This is a genomic window from Bacteroides sp. MSSM.1001136sp1_RTP21357st2_D2_RTP21359_211015, from assembly GCF_040913205.1.
Taxonomy (GTDB): Bacteria; Bacteroidota; Bacteroidia; order Bacteroidales; family Bacteroidaceae; genus Bacteroides; species Bacteroides ovatus.
This window is the reverse complement of the sequence record NZ_JBDFVF010000048.1, coordinates 1-19,586: the sequence shown is the minus strand read 5'-3', so window position 1 is coordinate 19,586 and position 19,586 is coordinate 1. Positions and strand designations below refer to the sequence as shown.

Here is a 19,586-nt window from a genome sequence, read left to right as displayed (position 1 = left end):
ATAGAATGGCTAATTACGACATCCGCCCTCTACAGCTTCGCATATTAAAGAACTTATTAGCTGTTGACAAAGTTTGCAAAGAACATAATCTGCGATATTACATCATGGCAGGCACCATGCTGGGAGCTGTGCGCCACAAAGGATTCATCCCCTGGGATGATGATTTGGATATCGGAATGCCAAGAGCTGATTATGACTTACTAATGGCTAATGCCAAAGAATGGTTACCGGAACCTTACGAAGCGGTATGCGCTGAGAATGATAAGGAATATCCTCTTCCGTTCGCAAAGGTGCAGGATGCCAACACAACCTTAATCGAGCGTATGCATCTCAAATATCTGGGAGGTGTATATATTGATATATTTCCACTAGATGGAGTTCCGGAAAGCCGTATGGCGCAAAGAATGCATTTTGCGAAGTATGAGTTCTACAAACGAGTACTTTATCTTATTCATCGCGATCCATACAAACATGGGAAAGGTCCCAGTTCATGGATACCGCTATTATGCAGAAAGTTTTTTACCCTTACCGGAGCACAGGAAAGCATCAGGAAGGTGATGAAGAAATACGATTTCGACCAATGCGCATTAGTCTGCGATTATGATGATGGAATGAAAGGAATCATGTCGAAGGATATCCTGGGCACTCCCACTCCTATCCGGTTTGAAGATGAAGAAGTATGGGGAGTACAGAAATACGACGCTTATCTGTCACAGAAATATGGAGATTACATGACCATACCTAAACAAAGTGGACAAAGACAACATAATTTCCATTATTTAGACTTGAATAAACCTTATCGGAATTTTGAAGTCTAATTATAATCACATAAAGGTAAGAAGAAGAAATGAGAATAGGTTTTGACGGAAAACGTGCAGTACAGAATTTCACCGGTCTGGGTAATTATAGCCGCTATATAGTGGATATTCTATGCCAATTCTATCCGGAGAATGAATATGTGCTGTATGCCCCCAAGAAACGGGAAAACAAGAGGCTGGACAAATTAACGAAGCAGTATCAGCAACTACAGCTTTCTTATCCCACTACTTCTTCCTGGAAAAAGTTAAGTTCATTGTGGCGAGTATGGGGCGTTACCCAACAACTGGAAAAAGAAAAAATCGATATATTCCACGGACTTAGTAATGAGTTGCCCCTGAATATACATCAAAGCGAGGTAAAAAGTATTGTAACGATTCACGATCTGATCTTTCTGCGCTATCCGCAGTATTACCATTCGATCGACAGGAAAATATACACATACAAATTCCGTAAAGCTTGCGAAAATGCCGATAAAATCATTGCTATCAGCGAATGTACCAAGCGTGATATTATTGAGTATTTCAGGATTCCCGCCGATAAGATAGAAGTTGTTTATCAGGGATGTGATCCTTCATTCATACATCCTGTAGCAGCAGAGAAGAAAAGAGAAATCCGGGCTAAATATCAGCTACCGGATCACTATATCCTTAACGTAGGAAGTATTGAAGAACGCAAAAACGCCCTTTCAGCGGTGCAGGCACTAATGATGCTTCCTGAACAGATTCATCTCGTCATTGTAGGACGCCACACGGAATATACTGATAAGATTGAACGTTTCATTAAGGAGAATAAGCTGGAAAAAAGGGTACATATCATCAGCAATGTTCCTTTTGATGATCTGCCGGTTTTTTATCAGTTAGCAGAAATTTTTGTATACCCTTCCCGTTTCGAAGGTTTTGGTATTCCCATTATAGAAGCTCTATACTCCGGTATTCCGGTAGTGGCCGCGACTGGATCTTGCCTGGAAGAAGCCGGAGGTCCCGACTCTATCTATGTACATCCTGACGATATCAAAGGAATGGCCGATGCTTTCAAACAGATATACTCCGATACTGAAAGAAAAAAGGAGATGATTGAAAAGGGGCAAAAATTTGCCAAAAGATTCTCTGAAGAAAAGCAAGCGGTAGAAATCTTAAACATCTACAAGAAACTAATGAAATGAACGTACTTAAACATACAATAAAGAAATTTATATATGGCACTCTCCCATATTATTTCATGAAAGGATATAAGCCTGGCTCTCCTTATCTGAAATACTATGAATATATTAAAGAACATGGATATTCAAGACACCTGTATGAATTCAAGGATGAATACGCCAATATGCCTGTTGATGTACAGAAAGATGAGGAAAAAGGCTTATACTATGTTCAAAAAGAAAAGAAGCGACTCTATTTCAGAAAAAGCACTCCAGCCAAGAAAATTCAAAAATATTATAGGGCTTTGAGTATGGAACAAGACAGGCGCTCACCGCACCATTACTTCAACAGCGTTAAAGAAGTGACAGGGAAAGTATTTGTGGATGTCGGTTGTGCCGAAGGATATTCATCACTGGAAATTATCGAAGAAGCCAAACATGTTTATTTGTTTGAGCAGGACGAGCAATGGTTGGAAGCCATCAGAGCTACCTTCGAACCATGGCAGGATAAAGTGACGATTGTCCAGAAGTATGTGAGTGACCATAATTCTTCGAGAGAGCAAACACTGGATGATTTCTTCAACAACCAGACGAATGAACATCTATTTCTTAAAATGGATATAGAAGGAGCCGAACGGCACGCATTGGCCGGATGCAATAACTTATTCCAGAATTGCCAGAAGCTGGATTTTGCCATTTGCACATACCACTTGCGTGATGACGAAGAAGTTATCTCTGCATTTCTGGACAAACATAACTGCACATATATTAATCAAAAAGGGTTTTTCAGGCATAAAATCCGCAGTGTAGTGATGCGCGGAAGTAAGAAGTAATCATTGATAATCAGCAGAAAGCAATTCACAATAATCATACTTGCACAGGTATGTATCATAGATATGCTTTTCCTTTTTCAATAAGAAACGTGAGATATGCGGTTCCCAAGAAAAGAATTTACGTACGGAACGGTATAAACGGAAGAATAAAATCAGGGATACAATATGCTTTTCTTTCTCTTTCCGTGCCGCACGACGATAAATATAATGAGTAAAAAACTGATCGCTGTAACGAAGGGCCAGACTGACCGTAGATTCGACGTCCCATCCACGCAAAGAAGCATATTCTGTCATGATGTAAGTCAGTACCTCACGCGAAATACACAAACGGCACATATTACGGCATACCATATCACAATCAATATCCGATAGCAACTGCATGCGATTCACGTCGACCAGAGAGAAACTGTATTCATTCGTTTCATTCTGATGAATCAGTATATTACCGGGAGAATAGTCCAAATGGAGAATACCTGCCTGATGCAAAGCAGCAGTGTAGCGCGCAAAAGCAGAAAGTTTATCTTCATTTCCCTCTACTTTCCCATCCATCAGGGAACGGACAGTTTCGCCACCATCATAACAACAAATATAATAGCTATGTGAAAGAAGACCATTCTGAAATTGTTCAATCATAGCCACTGGCTCCGGAGTGTCAAAACCATGCTGTTGGATCTCCATAGAATAAATATAGGAACGTTCTGCTTTTGATTGCCGGAAAAACGAATATACAACGCGGTTGATGATGTGAGGCTTCTTAAAGCTCTTCACCACAACATCAATACTGCCCAAGCCAATTCGTTTTAAAACATTACGACCATCATACACCACATCTCTTTCTTTCTGGAAGGACCTTGGAATTTCTTCTATCTCCTTCTGCAAATGTGCGTACTTGGGATTTACAATCACTCTCATTACACTCTCCTATATAATACTAATTACAAAGATTGAGCAAAGATAAAGAAATTAGGCCATATTCCGACTATATTTTTCTCTTTTCTCACAAAGATTGGCTAACTCTCTCTACATATAAGTCCTGTTACGAACCGCTTTAGTCATTTTTTCTTTTTTCTTTTCATTTATATTTAGACATAAATGCTTTTTTTTAGTTATGTTTGCACGATAAAAAGCATAAGGAAGTTTAAGCATGAAACCAATCAAAAGAATTCTAATTATTCGATTTAGACAAATAGGCGACTCAATTCTGGCTGTTGCATTGTGCAGCACGCTGAAAAAAAGTTTTCCCGATGCAGAGATACACTTCGTGCTTAATAAAAATATTGCTCCACTCTATGAGGGGCATCCGGATATAGATAAAGTCATTACATTTGACAAGAATGAGAATAAACCATTCACTGCTTATATAAAAAAAGTATGGCAGGTAATGCATAAAAACAGATACGATGTAATCATCGATATGCGCTCTACTATTCGGACCCTTTTTTTCTCTCTTTTTTCATTAAGAACTCCTTTCCGGATAGGACGCATTAAAGGATATACACATTTTCTACTGAACTACCGGACAGACACTTACAGTAAGAATCTGACAACTGACATGGTACAACGCAATCTATTGCTTGCAGCACCATTAGAAAAGATCAGACCTATTCAATACACAAAAGAATTCAAGTTATATCTGACTGACCGGGAAAAAGAAGATTTCCGATATTATATGGAAAAGGAAGGGATTGATTTTGCACGCCCTGTGTTATTAATAGGAGTCACAACCAAACTCATCCATAAAAAATGGAATACGGAGTTCATGGTAGCCACACTGAAAAGAATATTAGAGAAATACAAGGACATACAAATGATCTTCAACTACGCGCCGGGGTACGAAGAAGAAGATGCCAGAAATATCTACAAGGAATTAGGATGTCCGGAACGTATCAAGATCGATATACAAGCTTCTTCATTACGACAACTGGCAGCACTTTGTGCCAACTGTTCATTTTACTTCGGGAACGAAGGAGGAGCCAGACACATCGCCCAAGCTCTTGGAGTTCCTTCATTTGCCATTTATTCACCAAGTGCGTCAAAGTCAATGTGGTTACCCGCCAATTCCGTACTCGCCGAAGGAATTAGTCCTGACGACATTCTTCCACCGGAACAACAGGCGACATTACCCTATGAGGAGCGTTTTGCATTAATTACTCCCGAAAAGGTATACGAGCAATTGATTCCAATACTAAGGCAATTGAGCTAACTCCCGATATAAATCAAGGTAGGCTTGTATATGCTTCTCGTAATTGAATGAAGCGGCATGTTCCTTGATTTTCTCCAAGCGTTCCTTATCTTTATAAAAATCAGGTAGATGCTCCCGGATACTTTCCACCATAGATTCTGTATCCAAATGTTCCCACATGATAGCGTGTCCATTACAAACTTCCGGCAAACTAGTGCGATTAGCAGCAAATACAGCCTTCCCAAATTGCATAGCTTCCACCACCGGCAATCCAAAGCCTTCTCCCTCACTAGGAAACAGGAATGCCTCACAGTTCCGATATAACCAGATCTTCTCGCTTTGAGAAATAACATCCGTCAAAAAGACATTAGTGAGCTGATTCTCACGGATCAGATTGCGCACTTCTTCAGCATAAGCAAAATGAGCATCGCCACAAATATATAGATCATATTCCGGGAAATAACGCATTACGTCAACCAAGAGATGGAAGTTCTTTTTTCTACGGATTTGTCCAATCGTAAAAAAGAAAGGACGCCCTGTAGCAAACGACGGCTTTATTCCTTCCAATGTATCGATTCTCTCCACTCCATTATAGATGACCCGGATCTCCTTCCCTTTCAAATCTACATGCTGCCGAATGACATCTGCCACATAATGAGAGATCGTAGTCACGACCGCTGCTTTATTGACCTTATTCTGCATCCGGCGAAGATACATTTTCGCCTTCCAGGGCTTTTTCTCTGTTAAGAAATTAAAGTCGTGTATAGTAAAGATAAACTTTGTACCACCGGCAATACGCAACATCTTGCGCTGTTGATTCACCGCATGCCATACATCTACCTTGGGAAGGGTAAAAGGAAAAAACTTATTGATACGACGTACCGGAACAGAGGTCACATTCGGACCAAATTCCTGCATATATTTCTGCCGCAATAAATATACAAAATGAAGATCATCTACCGGCATAGACGAAAAGGCGGTTGCATAGTTGGCCGCAATCTGCCCGAAGCCGGCTGTGAGACTACCATAATTCGTAAGATCTATCAGTACCTTTTTCTTTCGTTGTATCTCTTTCATCATTATTTGATTCTACGCTCTTTCGGCTCAATAAACAGCTAATTTGAACTTCAGCAAGGATTAATCTACAAGCCCTTCTATTTTCGCAATGACCTGCTCCGGCTTTATATCCCTCAAACAGGCATAATCACCTCGCCAGCAAGGCTTCTGACCATATACAGAACAGGGACGGCATGACAAATCGAGTTGCACGGTATTGACCGGCAATTGTTTCCAGCCCATAAAACCGGCATAAGGATGGGTGGCTCCCCAAATAGAGACAACCGGAATATTGACCAGGGATGCCAAATGCATATTGGCAGAATCCATTGAAAGCATCACGTCCAGATGGCTCATCAGATTCAGTTCGGTACGCATATTCAGTTTACCGATCATTGAAACGACAGAAGGATATTTAGCAATCCATGCATCAAATACGTCCTGCTCGCTTTTACCGCCTCCAAAGAGGAAAACCTTTACTTTGGGATTGGCAGCAAAATGTGCTATAACTTGCTCCTGCAGTTCTAACGGATAAATCTTACCTGCATGTTTGGCAAAAGGAGCTATACCAATCCACTTTTGATCTTCTTTAGGCCCTGTGACTGGTTCTATTTCCGCAAAGTTTCCTTTTCCTTCGCCATAAATAGAAGAGAAATTTAATAGTACCGGTAAACCTAGCTTCTCAAGTACATCGGCATAACGACGAAAAGAACTCTTCTGATTTTCCATCACCTTATCATGACGGCGAACCAGCTTCTTTTTGCCTGCCCTTCCTTTACAAATGGAAGCTACCGGTTTATTGGCAAGACGGAATCGCAAACATAAATACTTAGAACGAAGTACATGATGAAAATCAGCAATGTAATCAAAATGCATTGCTTTCAATTCCGAATAAAGGCTATTCAAGCCCCAAAGCCCCTTGTGCTTGCCTGTTAAATCAGCTCCGACAAAACCCACATTGGCAGGCAACCCCTGAAAGAGTGGCTGCCATACAGCACGACTTAACACTGTTATTTCATGCTGCGGGTATTGCACAGCCAGCGAATGTATTACCGGGATTGTCATGGCTACATCGCCAAGAGCTGAAAAACGAATAATGAGAATACGCGCCATTCGTTATTTTTTCGCATAAAGCACCGGATTTAATGCCGGGTCATTATACATCTTCATCTGTTTATATACTTTCATATATTTTCTTCCGGCTTCGATATCAGCCAACAGCTGTTCAATAGCTGTAGAAAGGTCTTTGCGTTGTTCCAGCAGGATATTCAACTTAGTCTGGCATTGAGCACGGTGTTCCTCGGTAGTGTCCGTACGTTCCACCTCCTGCTGCATGTGGTAAATTTTCAATGCAAGAATTGACAAGCGGTCAATTGCCCATGCAGGGCTTTCCGTATTGATCGTTGCGTCAGAGAGAGGTTTTACCTCTTTGTATTTGTCTAAAAAGTAGCTATCAATTAATTCCACCAGGTCTGTACGGTCCTGATTTGATTTATCAATTCTTCTTTTCAAGGCCAATGCTTCTACCGGATCAATCTGCGGGTCACGGATAATATCCTCAAAATGCCATTGCACAGCATCAATCCAGTTCTTTAGATATAAATAATACTCAATAGTTTTCAACTCGTAAGGATTGTTCATCGGAGCATCCACACTATCCGTTACATGGTAATCTGTTGTCGATTTCCAAAAAATCTCGTTGCAAAGGTTACTAAATGTCATAATCTTAACTAGCTAATAGATATATAATAGGGCAAATCTATGTAATATTTTTCAGACAAGCAACCGTTTCTTACTTTTTTATTTGTTACCTTTGTGGGTATAAAAGATGAATTGTATATGAAAATTATTATCGACAATAAAATACCTTATATAAAAGAAGCGGTGCAGAGAATAGCCGATGAGGTAGTTTATGCACCGGGGAAAGATTTCACTCCGGAGCTCGTACGGGATGCGGACGCACTTATTGTCCGTACCCGCACACATTGCAACCGGGATTTATTGGAAGGTAGTCGAGTGAAATTCATAGCGACGGCAACCATAGGTTTCGACCATATTGATACGGAGTATTGCAAACAGGCCGGTATCGAATGGACGAATGCACCGGGATGTAATTCGGCTTCTGTCGCCCAATATATACAGTCATCGCTTCTTGTATGGAAGTCCGTCAGGAATAAAAGACTGAATGAACTGACGATTGGAATCATAGGAGTAGGAAATGTCGGGAGTAAGGTAGCTAAAGTTGCCCAGGATTTTGGCATGCGTGTTTTATTGAATGATTTGCCACGGGAAGAAAAAGAAGGTGCAGAACGATTCTCTTCACTGGAGAAAATAGCGGAAGAGTGTGACATCATCACTTTTCACGTACCTTTATATAAGGAAGGAAAGTATAAAACGTTCCACTTGGCGGATGAAGTTTTCTTTCAGTCACTCAAACGGAAGCCTGTTATCATCAATACCTCACGAGGAGAAGTCATCCAGACTGATGCTCTTTTAAAAGCCTTGAACAGCCAGATGATTTCGGATGCCATCATCGACGTATGGGAGCATGAACCGGAAATCAACCGTGATCTATTGGAAAAGACATTTATCGGAACTCCTCACATTGCAGGTTACTCTGCAGATGGAAAAGCAAACGCCACACGTATGTCATTGGATGCCATCTGCAAATTTTTCCAAATAAAAGGGGATTATGAAATTAACGCACCCGCACCTGTCTCCCCCATTATTCATGCAAAAAACCACGAAGAAGCAGTCCTCCAAATGTATAATCCAACCGAAGACAGCAACCGGCTAAAAAATCAACCGGAGCTATTCGAAACCCTACGCGGAGATTATCCTTTGCGGAGAGAAGAGAAAGCATACATTATTAAGTATTAGGTATTAAGTTTCAAGTAAGTATCAAACATTAATCGCATTGACCGAAAAATTTAATAAAATTCTGTCAAAGGATTATCTGTACGACGTAATACTTAATACCTGATACTTAATTCTTATTATTTAGTACTTGTTCTATGATTTGAGGGAAGTGTTCATATTCCAAAGCATGCACCTTCTTAGCTACATCATCCGGAGAATCAGTCGAAAGAACAGGGCAAGTAGCTTGAAAAATCGTATTTCCTTCGTCGTAATGCTCATTTATATAATGTATAGTAATGCCGCTTTCTTTCTCACCGGCAGCCACTACCGCTTCATGTACCCGGTCACCATACATTCCTTTGCCTCCGTACTTCGGCAGAAGAGCAGGATGTATATTTATAATTTTATCGGGATAAGCATGCAAAAGCAAATCCGGCACGCGAACTAAGAAGCCGGCCAACACGACAAAATCAATGCGGTACTCCTGCAAAATAGCCAAAATTTCATCTCCGGCTATCCAATCCTCCTTTGGAAACACGTTAGAAGGCACTCCCAAGCGATGCGCACGTTCCAAAACATAGGCGTCACTTTTATTAGAAAGCACCAACGAAACCTGAACGGAATCGTTTTTTTGGAAATACCGGATAATATTCTCGGCATTTGAACCGGAACCGGAAGCGAAAATTGCGATGTTTTTCTTCATAACTCTCAAATTCGATGCACAAAACAGTGAAAAATGTGCAAAACATTGCATTTATTTAGTCAAATATTTGCGCAAAACGATAAATATTCATTCCTTTGCACCGCAAATTTAAAGAAATAAAACTAATTATTAATTAAAAACTTAAAGTTATGTCTGAAATTGCATCAAGAGTAAAAGCGATTATCGTTGATAAATTAGGCGTAGAAGAATCAGAAGTTACTAACGAAGCAAGCTTCACTAACGACCTGGGAGCAGATTCTCTTGACACTGTAGAACTTATCATGGAATTCGAAAAAGAATTCGGTATCTCTATTCCTGATGACCAAGCAGAAAAGATTGGTACTGTAGGTGATGCTGTATCTTATATCGAAGAACACGCTAAGTAATTCGATTTCATCAATATGGAATTAAAAAGAGTGGTAGTAACAGGCCTTGGCGCCATTACTCCCGTTGGCAACAGCGTTCCCGAATTTTGGGAAAACATTGTGAACGGGGTTAGTGGAGCAGGGCCTATTACTCATTTTGATGCGTCGTTATTCAAGACCCAATTCGCATGCGAAGTGAAAGACTTCGATGCAACGAAATACATAGACCGCAAAGAAGCAAGAAAGATGGACCTGTATACTCAATATGCCATCGCTGTTGCTAAAGAAGCGGTGAGTGATTCCGGTCTTGACGTCGAGAAAGAAGACTTGAACAAAATCGGTGTTATTTTCGGCGCCGGTATTGGTGGTATACATACATTTGAAGAAGAGGTAGGCAACTACTACACTCGTCAGGAAATGGGTCCGAAGTTTAATCCGTTCTTCATTCCAAAGATGATTTCGGATATTGCAGCCGGACAGATTTCTATCATGTATGGTTTCCATGGTCCTAACTACGCGACTTGTTCAGCATGTGCTACTTCAACCAACGCTATTGCAGATGCCTTCAACCTGATTCGTTTGGGTAAAGCAAATGTAATTGTATCCGGTGGTTCCGAAGCAGCAATCTTCCCGGCAGGTGTAGGCGGTTTCAACGCTATGCACGCCTTGTCAACACGCAACGACGAAGCTTCTAAAGCTTCACGTCCGTTTAGCGCAAGCCGCGATGGTTTCGTTATGGGCGAAGGTGGCGGTTGCTTGATCCTGGAAGAACTGGAACACGCTAAAGCTCGTGGTGCAAAAATCTATGCAGAAGTTGCCGGTGTAGGTATGTCTGCAGATGCACATCACTTGACTGCTTCTCATCCGGAAGGTCTGGGAGCGAAACTGGTGATGATGAATGCACTGGAAGATGCGGAAATGGATCCGAAAGAAGTAGACTATATCAATGTACACGGTACATCTACTCCGGTTGGTGATATTTCAGAAGCAAAAGCAATCAAGGAAGTATTCGGTGATCATGCGTTCGAGTTGAACATCAGTTCAACCAAATCAATGACAGGTCACTTGCTGGGAGCTGCCGGTGCGGTAGAATCTATTGCAAGCATCCTTGCCATTAAGAACGGCATTGTTCCTCCGACTATCAACCACGAAGAAGGTGACGACGACGAGAACATCGACTACAACCTTAATTTCACGTTCAATAAAGCACAGAAACGCGAAGTTAATGTTGCCTTGTCCAATACATTTGGATTTGGTGGTCACAATGCGTGCGTTATCTTCAAGAAATACGCAGAGTAATATCGTGTTACGTAACGAAATAGATAAGATAAGGCTCCTGTTCCGCAAGGATAGAGAGTCTTATCTTTGTTTTTACCGGATACTCGGGTTCTACCCGCGCAATATCCAGCTTTATGAGCAGGCTCTCCTGCACAAATCGACTTCTGTCCGCTCCGACAAGGGACGTCCTCTCAACAATGAACGGCTGGAGTTTTTAGGTGACGCCATCCTCGACGCCATCGTGGGAGATATTGTCTACAAACGTTTCGAAGGGAAACGGGAAGGTTTCCTGACCAATACACGTTCCAAGATTGTACAACGGGAGACGTTGAACAAGTTGGCCGTTGAAATCGGCCTGGATAAGCTCATCAAGTATTCTACCCGCTCTTCTTCTCACAACAGCTACATGTACGGAAATGCTTTTGAAGCGTTTATCGGAGCTATTTATCTGGATCAGGGATATGAACGTTGCAAACAGTTTATGGAACAACGGATTATCAACCGTTATATCGATCTAGATAAAATATCCCGAAAAGAGGTTAACTTCAAATCCAAACTTATCGAATGGAGCCAAAAGAACAAAATGGAGGTTTCCTTTGAATTAATCGAGCAGTTTCTCGACCATGACAGCAACCCTGTATTCCAAACTGAAGTACGCATTGAAGGACTTCCGGCAGGAACAGGTACGGGGTATTCCAAGAAGGAGTCTCAACAGAATGCCGCCCAGATGGCTATAAAGAAGGTAAAGGAACCGACATTTATGTCAACCATCGAAGAGATTAAAATACAACATTCGGCAACTGCAACTGAAATGGAAACAGAAATGGAAGTTGAATTTGCAACTGATTCTGAGATTGAATTGGCAACCGGGCTTGAGAATGAACTCGAAACCGAACTGAATGCAAATCCCGAGATAGAACCGGAAAATGTTTCAGAAGAAAACATCCTCGTCGATGAGATTTCCACAGTGCAGGGCACAGAAGCTCCGGCAACTAACCAAAGCAAATCCCCATGCGACGACCCTGAATCACCAAATCGTGATCTTCAGTAACTAATTTCAGTTTTCCTGCAACTTCTTCAAGAGGAATAGATGCTATATCGTCTCCTTTTAAGGTCACCATACGCCCGAATTGGCCATTGGCTATCAATTCCGTTGCATGCCCGCCCATGCGGGTAGAAAGATTGCGGTCGAAAGGAGTAGGCGAACCACCACGCTGGATATACCCCAAAACTGTTTCGCGGGTTTCTATACCGGTTTCATATTCAATTTCCTGCGCGATATATTCAGCAGCACGTTTACGCCCATCGGTCTGAATACCTTCCGCTACCACTACAATAGAATAGGGTTTGCCTTTCTTTAATCTTTCCAAAATCGTATTGCCGATATTCTTAATGTCATAAGCGATTTCGGGGACAAGAATCACATCCCCTCCTCCTGCCATACCGGAATACAAAGCAATCCAACCGGCTTTATGCCCCATCACTTCAATCACCATCACTCTTTTGTGAGAGCTTGCGGTGGAATGTAGACGGTCGATGGCATCAGTAGCAATACTTACCGCCGAGTCGAAGCCAAAAGAGATGTCCGTGCCCCAAATATCATTATCAATGGTTTTAGGAACAGATACGATGTTAACTCCCATTGCAGCAAACTTGGCTGCAGTCTTCTGCGTTCCATTTCCACCGATACAAACGACACAATCCAGTCCAATTTCATGAATATTCTGAAGAATTAAAGACGGTTTGTCAACATCCGAGACAACGCCTCCTTTTTTGAAAGGCTTCTCGCGAGAGGTTCCTAGCATCGTTCCACCCAAATTCAGCAGACCGGAAAGCGACTTGTCTGTAATAGATTCGACATCTTTGGTCAGCAAGCCCTGAAAACCGCTGTGAATGCCTATCACTTCCATCCCATAATAATTGATGGCAGTTTTGCACACGCCACGAATGGTGGCATTGATACCGGGACAGTCCCCGCCGGATGTTAAGATTCCAATTCTCATTGTCGCATTTTTTAGTCTAAAACTCGGGTATTCTATGAAAGTCGTCAATTTTTAACGATTATTTCCGTCGTAAAGATAGAAAAAAAAGATAAATAAGTTACTTTTGCACGACTAAACATTATTATGTTAAAGCAGAAATGAATATTACAAAAATTATTAGTAAGACTTTCGATTCCCGTTTAAAACAGATAGACCTATATGCTAGTCAGGCTAGTGAGATACAGCATCGTGTGTTAAGTCGCTTAATACACCAGGCCGCTCAGACTGAATGGGGAAGAAAGTACGATTACTCCTCTATCCGTAACTATGAAGATTTCCGAAAACGTGTTCCTATCCAAACATACGAAGAAATCAAACCTTATGTAGAACGTTTGCGAGCCGGGGAACAGAATCTGCTTTGGCCATCGGAGATACGCTGGTTTGCAAAATCCTCCGGAACGACTAATGATAAAAGTAAATTCCTTCCCGTCAGCAAAGAGGCACTGGAAGACATTCATTACAGAGGAGGAAAAGATGCGGCAGCTCTTTATTTCCGCATCAATCCGGATAGCCATTTTTTCTCCGGCAAGGGACTGATTCTCGGGGGTAGCCATAGTCCGAACCTCAACTCCAACCATAGTTTAGTAGGAGATTTATCCGCTATTCTGATTCAGAATGTGAATCCGCTTATCAATTTCATTCGTGTACCCAGCAAGAAAATTGCATTGATGAGCGAATGGGAGACCAAAATAGAAGCAATCGCCAACAGCACTATTCCGGTAAATGTGACAAGCTTGTCCGGCGTACCGTCGTGGATGCTGGTACTTATCAAACGTGTTCTTGAAAAGACAGGAAAACAGGCTTTGGAAGAAGTATGGCCCAACCTGGAAGTTTTCTTCCACGGTGGAGTCGCTTTCACTCCTTATCGTGAGCAATACAAGCAGGTGATTCAAACACCGAAGATGCATTATGTAGAGACTTATAATGCTTCGGAAGGATATTTTGGAACTCAAAACGACCTCTCCGATCCTGCCATGTTATTAATGATCGACTACGGAATCTTCTACGAATTTGTTCCGCTGGAGGAAGTAGGAAAAGAGAGTCCACGAGCTTATTGCCTTGAAGAAGTCGAGCTCAACAAGAACTATGCAATGGTTATTTCTACTTCTTGCGGCTTATGGAGATACATGATTGGGGATACAGTGAAGTTTACCAGCAAGAATCCCTATAAGTTTGTCATCACAGGAAGAACAAAGCATTTCATCAACGCATTTGGCGAAGAACTGATTGTCGATAACGCTGAAAAAGGATTGGCAAAGGCTTGTGCCGAAACCGGAGCACAAGTTAGTGAATACACCGCGGCACCTGTGTTTATGGATGAGAATGCCAAATGCCGGCACCAGTGGTTAATAGAGTTCGCTAAGATGCCGGATTCAGTAGAAAAATTTGCAGCGATACTTGATGCCACACTGAAGGAGGTTAACTCCGATTATGAGGCGAAACGATGGAAAGACATAGCTTTGCAACCATTGGAAGTGATCGTTGCCCGTGAGGGATTATTCCATGATTGGCTGGCACAGAAAGGAAAGCTGGGAGGACAACACAAAGTCCCCAGATTAAGCAATACGCGCGAATATATAGAAACAATGTTAGCGCTGAATGACAGTATTCCTTCGGAAGAATAACCAAAAACCAAGACATAACCGACACAAGTTATCCTTATTACAGAGATTGCTTGTACAAGGAGAGCGTTTCGAAGCACCTCTCCAATTTCTTCCAGGCACGGATTATGCGAATTACATGGATAAAGTTTATTCTCTTTCCGTGTTTATCCGTGTAATCCGTGCCTAAATTATGTCGGCTAATTACCGGGCGTTGACTATTATCCCTCCTCCCAATAATAAGCCATCTTTATAGAATGCAGCAGCTTGTCCCGGAGCAATGGCGGTTAAAGGCTCATGAAGTTGCACATGCAGTAGATGATCTGGTGTAATGGTAATCGTAGCATGGTTTTCCTGTTTGCGATACCGTATTTTCACAATGATGTCAGAATGCCCTAAAGTACGCTCCTGATTGACAAGATTCCAGTCTTTCAACCACATTTCTGTTTTCTCCAGAGCTGAAAGAGAAGCTAATACTACTTCGTTCTTTTCAGGATTAATCTCTTTCACAAATACGGGACGGTTCAAATGAATGCCCAAGCCACGTCTCTGTCCAATGGTATAAAAAGGATAACCCTCATGCCAGGCAATAAAATCTCCCTTTTCATCGACAAACCTTCCTCGTTTCACTTTATTGAGTCCTGCCTGATTGCTTCCAACCAATACTTGCCAATCTCCAACCAATGCTTGATTCTCCCCCATCATCTGCTCTTCTTCTGCCAATGCCTCATTATTTTGAGCCAACCAGTTTTTCAGAAAAGTTCGATAGTCCATTGGGCAAAAACAAACGCCTATACTATCCTTTTTAGTTGCCACCTTCCGGAACCCATGTTCCGCAGCCCAGACACGAGCTTCCACTTTCGTAATATCCCCCATCGGCAACAACATCCTGCAAAGAATATCTTGTTTCAATCCCCATAGAAAGAAGGTTTGATCCTTATCCGAGTCGGCAGCGTATGTTATATAAAAGGTATTATTTAGTTGTATATTCTGTGCATAATGCCCGGTAGCGATGTAGAAAACGCCCATTTCATCGGCAATTTTAGCAAGCAGAGGCCATTTCAGGTAATTATTGCACAATATACAAGGGACTGGAGTCCGTCCTGCCAGATACTCCTGCACAAAATATTCAATAATCTGTTTACTGAATATTTCACGGGCATCGTATGTTATATGCCGTATTCCTAAACGTTCTGCCAGATTACGGGCATCTTCCAGATACTCTGTCGAGCCATTCAATTCATAAAAACGGAAGGTTACTCCGATCACTTCATAACCGGCTTCCAGCAATCGCATAGCAGCAACAGAACTATCTGTACCGCCACTCATTCCAAGCAATACTCGTTTGTTTTCCTCCATCATGCTGCAAAATTAAGTATTTTCCCGTATCTTTGTTTGTTAAAGTCTAAAAGAGAATGAAAGAGAGACCAACTAACGGACAAGTTATAATCGTTTTCACAGAGCATCCGATACTCGGCATATTGCTGATTCCCTATATTGCGGAAAAGCTGGACGATGGTACCTTGCAATTGGTAGAACAAGCATTTCACGCCTCTCCCGAAGCTATGAGCAAGATGAGTGAGGCAGAAAGACAAGCTATTCATATCGCCTCTTATTATACAGAGAAGCATCTAATGAGTGTCTACTCCCGCGAAAAAACAGTATCGCGTTTTTTACATAAATTATCCGAAGATCCGGAACGAATAAAGAATGATATCCGTCCATCTATCGAAAAGAAACTGTTGGAAATGCTGATACTGATACGGGACAACGGACTGCCTTTTTATCAGAAACAAGCCGGCAGTAAAATACTATACGCCCATCATGCCTATCACATAAATCCTCATAATGCAGAAATTCGTGTAACGTTTCATGTTGACAATAAAACGTTTCGTTATCAGTTGCAGTGCTATTATGAAGGACAGCCATTCTCTTTAAGTGAGTTGAAACCTGTGGTTGTACTGACATCCGCACCAGCCACGCTATTATTGGGAATGGAGCTATATTTCTTTCCGCACATTGAAAGCGCACGCATCTTACCTTTTACAAAGAAAAGATCGATCAGCGTAGACGCTTCCCAAATTGAAAAATACATAGATAACATTGTTATCCCGATTGCTCGTTATCATGAAATCGAGACTCACGGTTTGAGTATAATGGAAGAGAAATGCCCCTGTGAAGCAATTCTCTCATTCGAAGATACCACGTACAACGGACAAGCATTGCAGCTTGGTTTCCGTTATGGAGATCAGACATTTACATCGGATAGTGCCCTTGAAATGAAAAAAATCATTTATCGGAAAACATCCGGTGAAATCTTCTTTTTTCGCCGGAACATTACTGCTGAAGAACAAGTCGTTCAGCTCTTAACGGATGCAGGCCTGCAACAACTCAATAATACACATTTCAGCCTATCCCCTGAAGCTCCGGAGAAAACGATCGTCGAATGGATCAACAGCCATCGGGAGATGTTGCAGCAGTCCTTCCATCTCACCAGCAATATGGGAAACACACCTTATTGCCTGGACGAGATACGCATCGAGCAAAGTTGTGACGATGAGGTCGACTGGTTTGAATTGCACATCACCGTTGTTATCGGCAATCTGCGTATTCCTTTTTCACGCTTCCGCAAACATATCCTGGAGGAAAAGAGAGAATATCTGTTACCTGATGGCCGCATGATTCTCCTGCCAGAGGAATGGTTCAGCAAATATGCGAATTTACTAGAGATGGGAATTCAAACGGAAAAAGGAATCCGCTTGAAACATACATTTGTAGGTGCCGCACAGACCGCCTTAGGTGAAGAGGAATTAAAGAAATTTCCGGTGAAGCAACAGATACAAAATATTGCCGTACCCAAAAACCTCAAAGCAACGTTACGTCCCTATCAGCAGAAAGGATTCTCATGGATGGTACATTTGCATAAACAAGGATTTGGCGGATGCCTGGCAGATGACATGGGGCTTGGTAAGACACTCCAAACTCTTACTCTATTACAGTATATATATAAACCATCTACCCCCAGACAACCGGCTACCCTGATCGTTGTCCCCACATCGCTACTTCATAACTGGCGACGGGAAGCCAAACGCTTTACAGCACTCTCGATGGCGGAATACAACAACACCATGGCTATAGACAAGGAACAACCGGAAAAATTCTTCGGTCATTTTCACTTGATCTTTACGACGTATGGCATGATGAGGAATAACATTGATATACTCTGTTCATACCGTTTCGAATACATCGTGCTCGATGAAAGCCAGAATATCAAAAATAGCGAATCGCTCACCTTCCGGTCAGCCATTCGACTACAAAGTAAACACCGGCTTGTACTTACTGGCACTCCCATCGAAAACTCATTAAAGGACCTGTGGGCTCAATTTCACTTTATACAACCAGACTTACTGGGTACGGAAAATGCTTTCCAAAAGCAGTTTATAATGCCGATTCGTCAGGGGAATGCCCGTGCAAAAGTATTATTGCAACAACTGACAGCCCCATTTATCCTCCGTAGAAGCAAGAAAGAGGTAGCTCCGGAACTTCCGGCACTTACCGAAGAGACCATCTACTGCGACATGACTGAAGAGCAGAATACTTGTTACGAACAGGAGAAAAACAGCCTGCGCAACATCCTTCTTCAGCATCCTCAAAGTACCGACAGGCTTCATTCGTTTAGTGTATTAAATGGCATCTTACGTTTACGACAACTATCTTGCCACCCGCAACTTATCCTTCCCGACTATACCGGAACATCCGGAAAAACGGCACAGATAATCGAAACATTCGATACGCTACAGAGCGAAGGCCACAAAGTTTTAATTTTCTCCTCATTCGTCAGACATCTGGAGGTGCTCGCCGAAGCTTTCCACGAACGGGGTTGGAAATATGCCTTATTAACAGGATCGACCAACAACCGTCCTTCCGAAATCGCCTATTTCACCGATCAAAAAGACGTCCAGGCATTCCTGATTTCACTAAAAGCAGGAGGCGTGGGACTTAATCTGACTCAAGCCGACTATGTATTTATCATAGACCCCTGGTGGAATCCTGCCGCCGAATCGCAGGCGATCGCCCGCGCCCATCGTATCGGGCAGGACAAGCAAGTAATTGCTTACCGCTTCATTACCCAAAACAGTATCGAAGAAAAGATTCTTCACCTACAAGATGAGAAACGAAAACTAGCGGAAACATTTGTTACCGATAGTGAGCCATTACCTATATTAAGCAACGAGCAATGGGTAGACCTGCTCTAATAATACATAAAGTCGCAATCTATCACAGAGACGTGTAAAATGTATTATTTCATCGTATTCCTGAATTTTTTTATCCATATACTCTTATTTTATCCGGTTATCTTTGCCATTGTGAAAATTATAAATAACCCGAAATAATAAACGTATGAAAAACAGGAGCATTACCTACCTATTACTATTTGGTATTTGCAGCATGCTATTCGTTCTGCAATCTTGCCAAGAAACGGATGACCTGCGTTCTGAAATTGATTCGCTAAAAAATCGCGTCCAAGTATTGGAAGAAACAGCTAATCAACTGAACACTTCTATCGAAAGTTTACAGTATTTATTAAATGATCCGGTCATCGTGGGTATCACACCTATCGAAAATGGCTATACTGTAGAATTAAGTGACGGAAAAAGTATCACCGTCATGAGTGGAGAAAACGTTAATGCGCTAGTCCCCACTTTATCC

Annotated in this window: 18 protein-coding genes; 11 read left to right on the top strand and 7 right to left on the bottom strand. The window is 41.9% G+C overall.

Features of this window, described 5'->3' with window-relative positions; genetic code table 11:
• The first annotated feature begins 5 nt into the window (after positions 1 to 5).
• From AB5217_RS22710 to AB5217_RS22700, 3 genes are read left to right on the top strand one after another with little or no spacing between them, the layout of a single operon-like run.
• Positions 6 to 818 (top strand): phosphorylcholine transferase LicD, encoded by an 813-nt coding sequence (locus tag AB5217_RS22710; RefSeq protein ID WP_004298296.1) that lies wholly within the window; start codon positions 6 to 8, stop codon positions 816 to 818.
• A 29-nt stretch (positions 819 to 847) separates the two neighbouring features.
• The gene (locus tag AB5217_RS22705) at positions 848 to 1,981 is read left to right on the top strand and encodes a glycosyltransferase family 4 protein (protein ID WP_032842860.1); all 1,134 of its coding nucleotides are present in this window, start codon (positions 848 to 850) and stop codon (positions 1,979 to 1,981) included.
• A complete protein-coding gene (locus AB5217_RS22700) occupies positions 1,978 to 2,790 on the top strand; it encodes an FkbM family methyltransferase (protein WP_004298298.1) in 813 nt (270 codons plus the stop codon). Before AB5217_RS22705 ends, AB5217_RS22700 begins: the two co-directional genes overlap by 4 nt.
• On the opposite strand, the gene AB5217_RS22695 is transcribed toward AB5217_RS22700, so the two are convergent.
• On the bottom strand, positions 2,791 to 3,702 hold the full coding sequence (locus AB5217_RS22695) for a lipopolysaccharide kinase InaA family protein (RefSeq protein WP_004298299.1): 912 nt from the start codon (positions 3,700 to 3,702) through the stop codon (positions 2,791 to 2,793).
• Between the two features lie 232 nt (positions 3,703 to 3,934).
• On the opposite strand from AB5217_RS22695, the gene AB5217_RS22690 reads away from it, so the two are divergent.
• Positions 3,935 to 4,993, top strand: coding sequence for a glycosyltransferase family 9 protein (locus AB5217_RS22690; RefSeq protein ID WP_032854544.1), 1,059 nt, complete (start codon positions 3,935 to 3,937; stop codon positions 4,991 to 4,993).
• Here the strand turns inward: AB5217_RS22690 and AB5217_RS22685 are convergent.
• The 3 genes from AB5217_RS22685 to AB5217_RS22675 are packed head-to-tail and all read right to left on the bottom strand — an operon-like array spanning position 4,976 to position 7,750.
• The gene (locus AB5217_RS22685; RefSeq protein WP_032842858.1) at positions 4,976 to 6,052 is read right to left on the bottom strand and encodes a glycosyltransferase family 4 protein; all 1,077 of its coding nucleotides are present in this window, start codon (positions 6,050 to 6,052) and stop codon (positions 4,976 to 4,978) included. The two genes, AB5217_RS22690 and AB5217_RS22685, sit on opposite strands and share 18 nt — an antisense overlap.
• Before the next feature lie 57 nt (positions 6,053 to 6,109).
• Complete coding sequence (locus AB5217_RS22680) at positions 6,110 to 7,141, bottom strand: glycosyltransferase family 9 protein (protein ID WP_004307437.1); 1,032 nt, start codon at positions 7,139 to 7,141, stop codon at positions 6,110 to 6,112.
• Between the two features lie 3 nt (positions 7,142 to 7,144).
• Positions 7,145 to 7,750, bottom strand: coding sequence for a DUF4254 domain-containing protein (locus AB5217_RS22675; protein ID WP_004324325.1), 606 nt, complete (start codon positions 7,748 to 7,750; stop codon positions 7,145 to 7,147).
• Between the two features lie 117 nt (positions 7,751 to 7,867).
• Between AB5217_RS22675 and pdxB the strand changes: the two genes are divergently transcribed.
• On the top strand, positions 7,868 to 8,908 hold the full coding sequence (gene pdxB / locus AB5217_RS22670; RefSeq protein WP_004308015.1) for a 4-phosphoerythronate dehydrogenase PdxB: 1,041 nt from the start codon (positions 7,868 to 7,870) through the stop codon (positions 8,906 to 8,908).
• A gap of 106 nt (positions 8,909 to 9,014) precedes the next feature.
• Here the strand turns inward: pdxB and purN are convergent, their stop codons facing one another.
• Entirely contained in the window at positions 9,015 to 9,641 is a 627-nt protein-coding gene (gene purN / locus AB5217_RS22665) for a phosphoribosylglycinamide formyltransferase (RefSeq protein WP_004324324.1), read from the bottom strand.
• 98 nt (positions 9,642 to 9,739) lie between these two features.
• Between purN and AB5217_RS22660 the strand changes: the two genes are divergently transcribed.
• From AB5217_RS22660 to rnc, 3 genes are read left to right on the top strand one after another with little or no spacing between them, the layout of a single operon-like run.
• Entirely contained in the window at positions 9,740 to 9,976 is a 237-nt protein-coding gene (locus AB5217_RS22660) for an acyl carrier protein (RefSeq protein ID WP_004291965.1), read from the top strand.
• A 15-nt stretch (positions 9,977 to 9,991) separates the two neighbouring features.
• A complete protein-coding gene (gene fabF / locus AB5217_RS22655) occupies positions 9,992 to 11,254 on the top strand; it encodes a beta-ketoacyl-ACP synthase II (protein WP_004307441.1) in 1,263 nt (420 codons plus the stop codon).
• Positions 11,220 to 12,284: a ribonuclease III gene (gene rnc, locus AB5217_RS22650; RefSeq protein ID WP_004324322.1), complete on the top strand. Its 1,065-nt coding sequence runs from the start codon at positions 11,220 to 11,222 to the stop codon at positions 12,282 to 12,284. The genes fabF and rnc overlap by 35 nt, the downstream gene beginning before the upstream one ends.
• Here the strand turns inward: rnc and AB5217_RS22645 are convergent.
• Positions 12,226 to 13,236 carry an ATP-dependent 6-phosphofructokinase gene (locus tag AB5217_RS22645; protein ID WP_004307443.1) on the bottom strand — a complete coding sequence of 337 codons (1,011 nt, stop codon included), beginning with the start codon at positions 13,234 to 13,236 and terminating at the stop codon, positions 12,226 to 12,228. The two genes, rnc and AB5217_RS22645, sit on opposite strands and share 59 nt — an antisense overlap.
• 137 nt (positions 13,237 to 13,373) lie before the next feature.
• On the opposite strand from AB5217_RS22645, the gene AB5217_RS22640 reads away from it, so the two are divergent.
• Complete coding sequence (locus AB5217_RS22640) at positions 13,374 to 14,900, top strand: GH3 auxin-responsive promoter family protein (RefSeq protein ID WP_004307444.1); 1,527 nt, start codon at positions 13,374 to 13,376, stop codon at positions 14,898 to 14,900.
• Positions 14,901 to 15,080: 180 nt separating this feature from the next.
• On the opposite strand, the gene mnmA is transcribed toward AB5217_RS22640, so the two are convergent.
• Positions 15,081 to 16,238 carry a tRNA 2-thiouridine(34) synthase MnmA gene (gene mnmA, locus AB5217_RS22635; protein ID WP_004308010.1) on the bottom strand — a complete coding sequence of 386 codons (1,158 nt, stop codon included), beginning with the start codon at positions 16,236 to 16,238 and terminating at the stop codon, positions 15,081 to 15,083.
• Between the two features lie 53 nt (positions 16,239 to 16,291).
• On the opposite strand from mnmA, the gene AB5217_RS22630 reads away from it, so the two are divergent.
• Complete coding sequence (locus AB5217_RS22630; RefSeq protein ID WP_032842856.1) at positions 16,292 to 19,132, top strand: DEAD/DEAH box helicase; 2,841 nt, start codon at positions 16,292 to 16,294, stop codon at positions 19,130 to 19,132.
• A gap of 145 nt (positions 19,133 to 19,277) precedes the next feature.
• Positions 19,278 to 19,586: PL29 family lyase N-terminal domain-containing protein (locus AB5217_RS22625; RefSeq protein WP_368117385.1), on the top strand; the 309-nt coding region annotated here is incomplete at its 3' end.

Bases quoted from the DNA above. Each gene is read 5' to 3' on its own strand.
- AB5217_RS22710 (WP_004298296.1), top strand. From the start codon at position 6: ATGGCTAATTACGACATCCGCCCTCTACAGCTTCGCATATTAAAGAAC.
- AB5217_RS22705 (WP_032842860.1), top strand. From the start codon at position 848: ATGAGAATAGGTTTTGACGGAAAACGTGCAGTACAGAATTTCACCGGT.
- AB5217_RS22700 (WP_004298298.1), top strand. From the start codon at position 1,978: ATGAACGTACTTAAACATACAATAAAGAAATTTATATATGGCACTCTC.
- AB5217_RS22695 (WP_004298299.1), bottom strand. From the start codon at position 3,702: ATGAGAGTGATTGTAAATCCCAAGTACGCACATTTGCAGAAGGAGATA.
- AB5217_RS22690 (WP_032854544.1), top strand. From the start codon at position 3,935: ATGAAACCAATCAAAAGAATTCTAATTATTCGATTTAGACAAATAGGC.
- AB5217_RS22685 (WP_032842858.1), bottom strand. From the start codon at position 6,052: ATGATGAAAGAGATACAACGAAAGAAAAAGGTACTGATAGATCTTACG.
- AB5217_RS22680 (WP_004307437.1), bottom strand. From the start codon at position 7,141: ATGGCGCGTATTCTCATTATTCGTTTTTCAGCTCTTGGCGATGTAGCC.
- AB5217_RS22675 (WP_004324325.1), bottom strand. From the start codon at position 7,750: ATGACATTTAGTAACCTTTGCAACGAGATTTTTTGGAAATCGACAACA.
- pdxB (WP_004308015.1), top strand. From the start codon at position 7,868: ATGAAAATTATTATCGACAATAAAATACCTTATATAAAAGAAGCGGTG.
- purN (WP_004324324.1), bottom strand. From the start codon at position 9,641: ATGCAATGTTTTGCACATTTTTCACTGTTTTGTGCATCGAATTTGAGA.
- AB5217_RS22660 (WP_004291965.1), top strand. From the start codon at position 9,740: ATGTCTGAAATTGCATCAAGAGTAAAAGCGATTATCGTTGATAAATTA.
- fabF (WP_004307441.1), top strand. From the start codon at position 9,992: ATGGAATTAAAAAGAGTGGTAGTAACAGGCCTTGGCGCCATTACTCCC.
- rnc (WP_004324322.1), top strand. From the start codon at position 11,220: ATGCGTGCGTTATCTTCAAGAAATACGCAGAGTAATATCGTGTTACGT.
- AB5217_RS22645 (WP_004307443.1), bottom strand. From the start codon at position 13,236: ATGAGAATTGGAATCTTAACATCCGGCGGGGACTGTCCCGGTATCAAT.
- AB5217_RS22640 (WP_004307444.1), top strand. From the start codon at position 13,374: ATGAATATTACAAAAATTATTAGTAAGACTTTCGATTCCCGTTTAAAA.
- mnmA (WP_004308010.1), bottom strand. From the start codon at position 16,238: ATGATGGAGGAAAACAAACGAGTATTGCTTGGAATGAGTGGCGGTACA.
- AB5217_RS22630 (WP_032842856.1), top strand. From the start codon at position 16,292: ATGAAAGAGAGACCAACTAACGGACAAGTTATAATCGTTTTCACAGAG.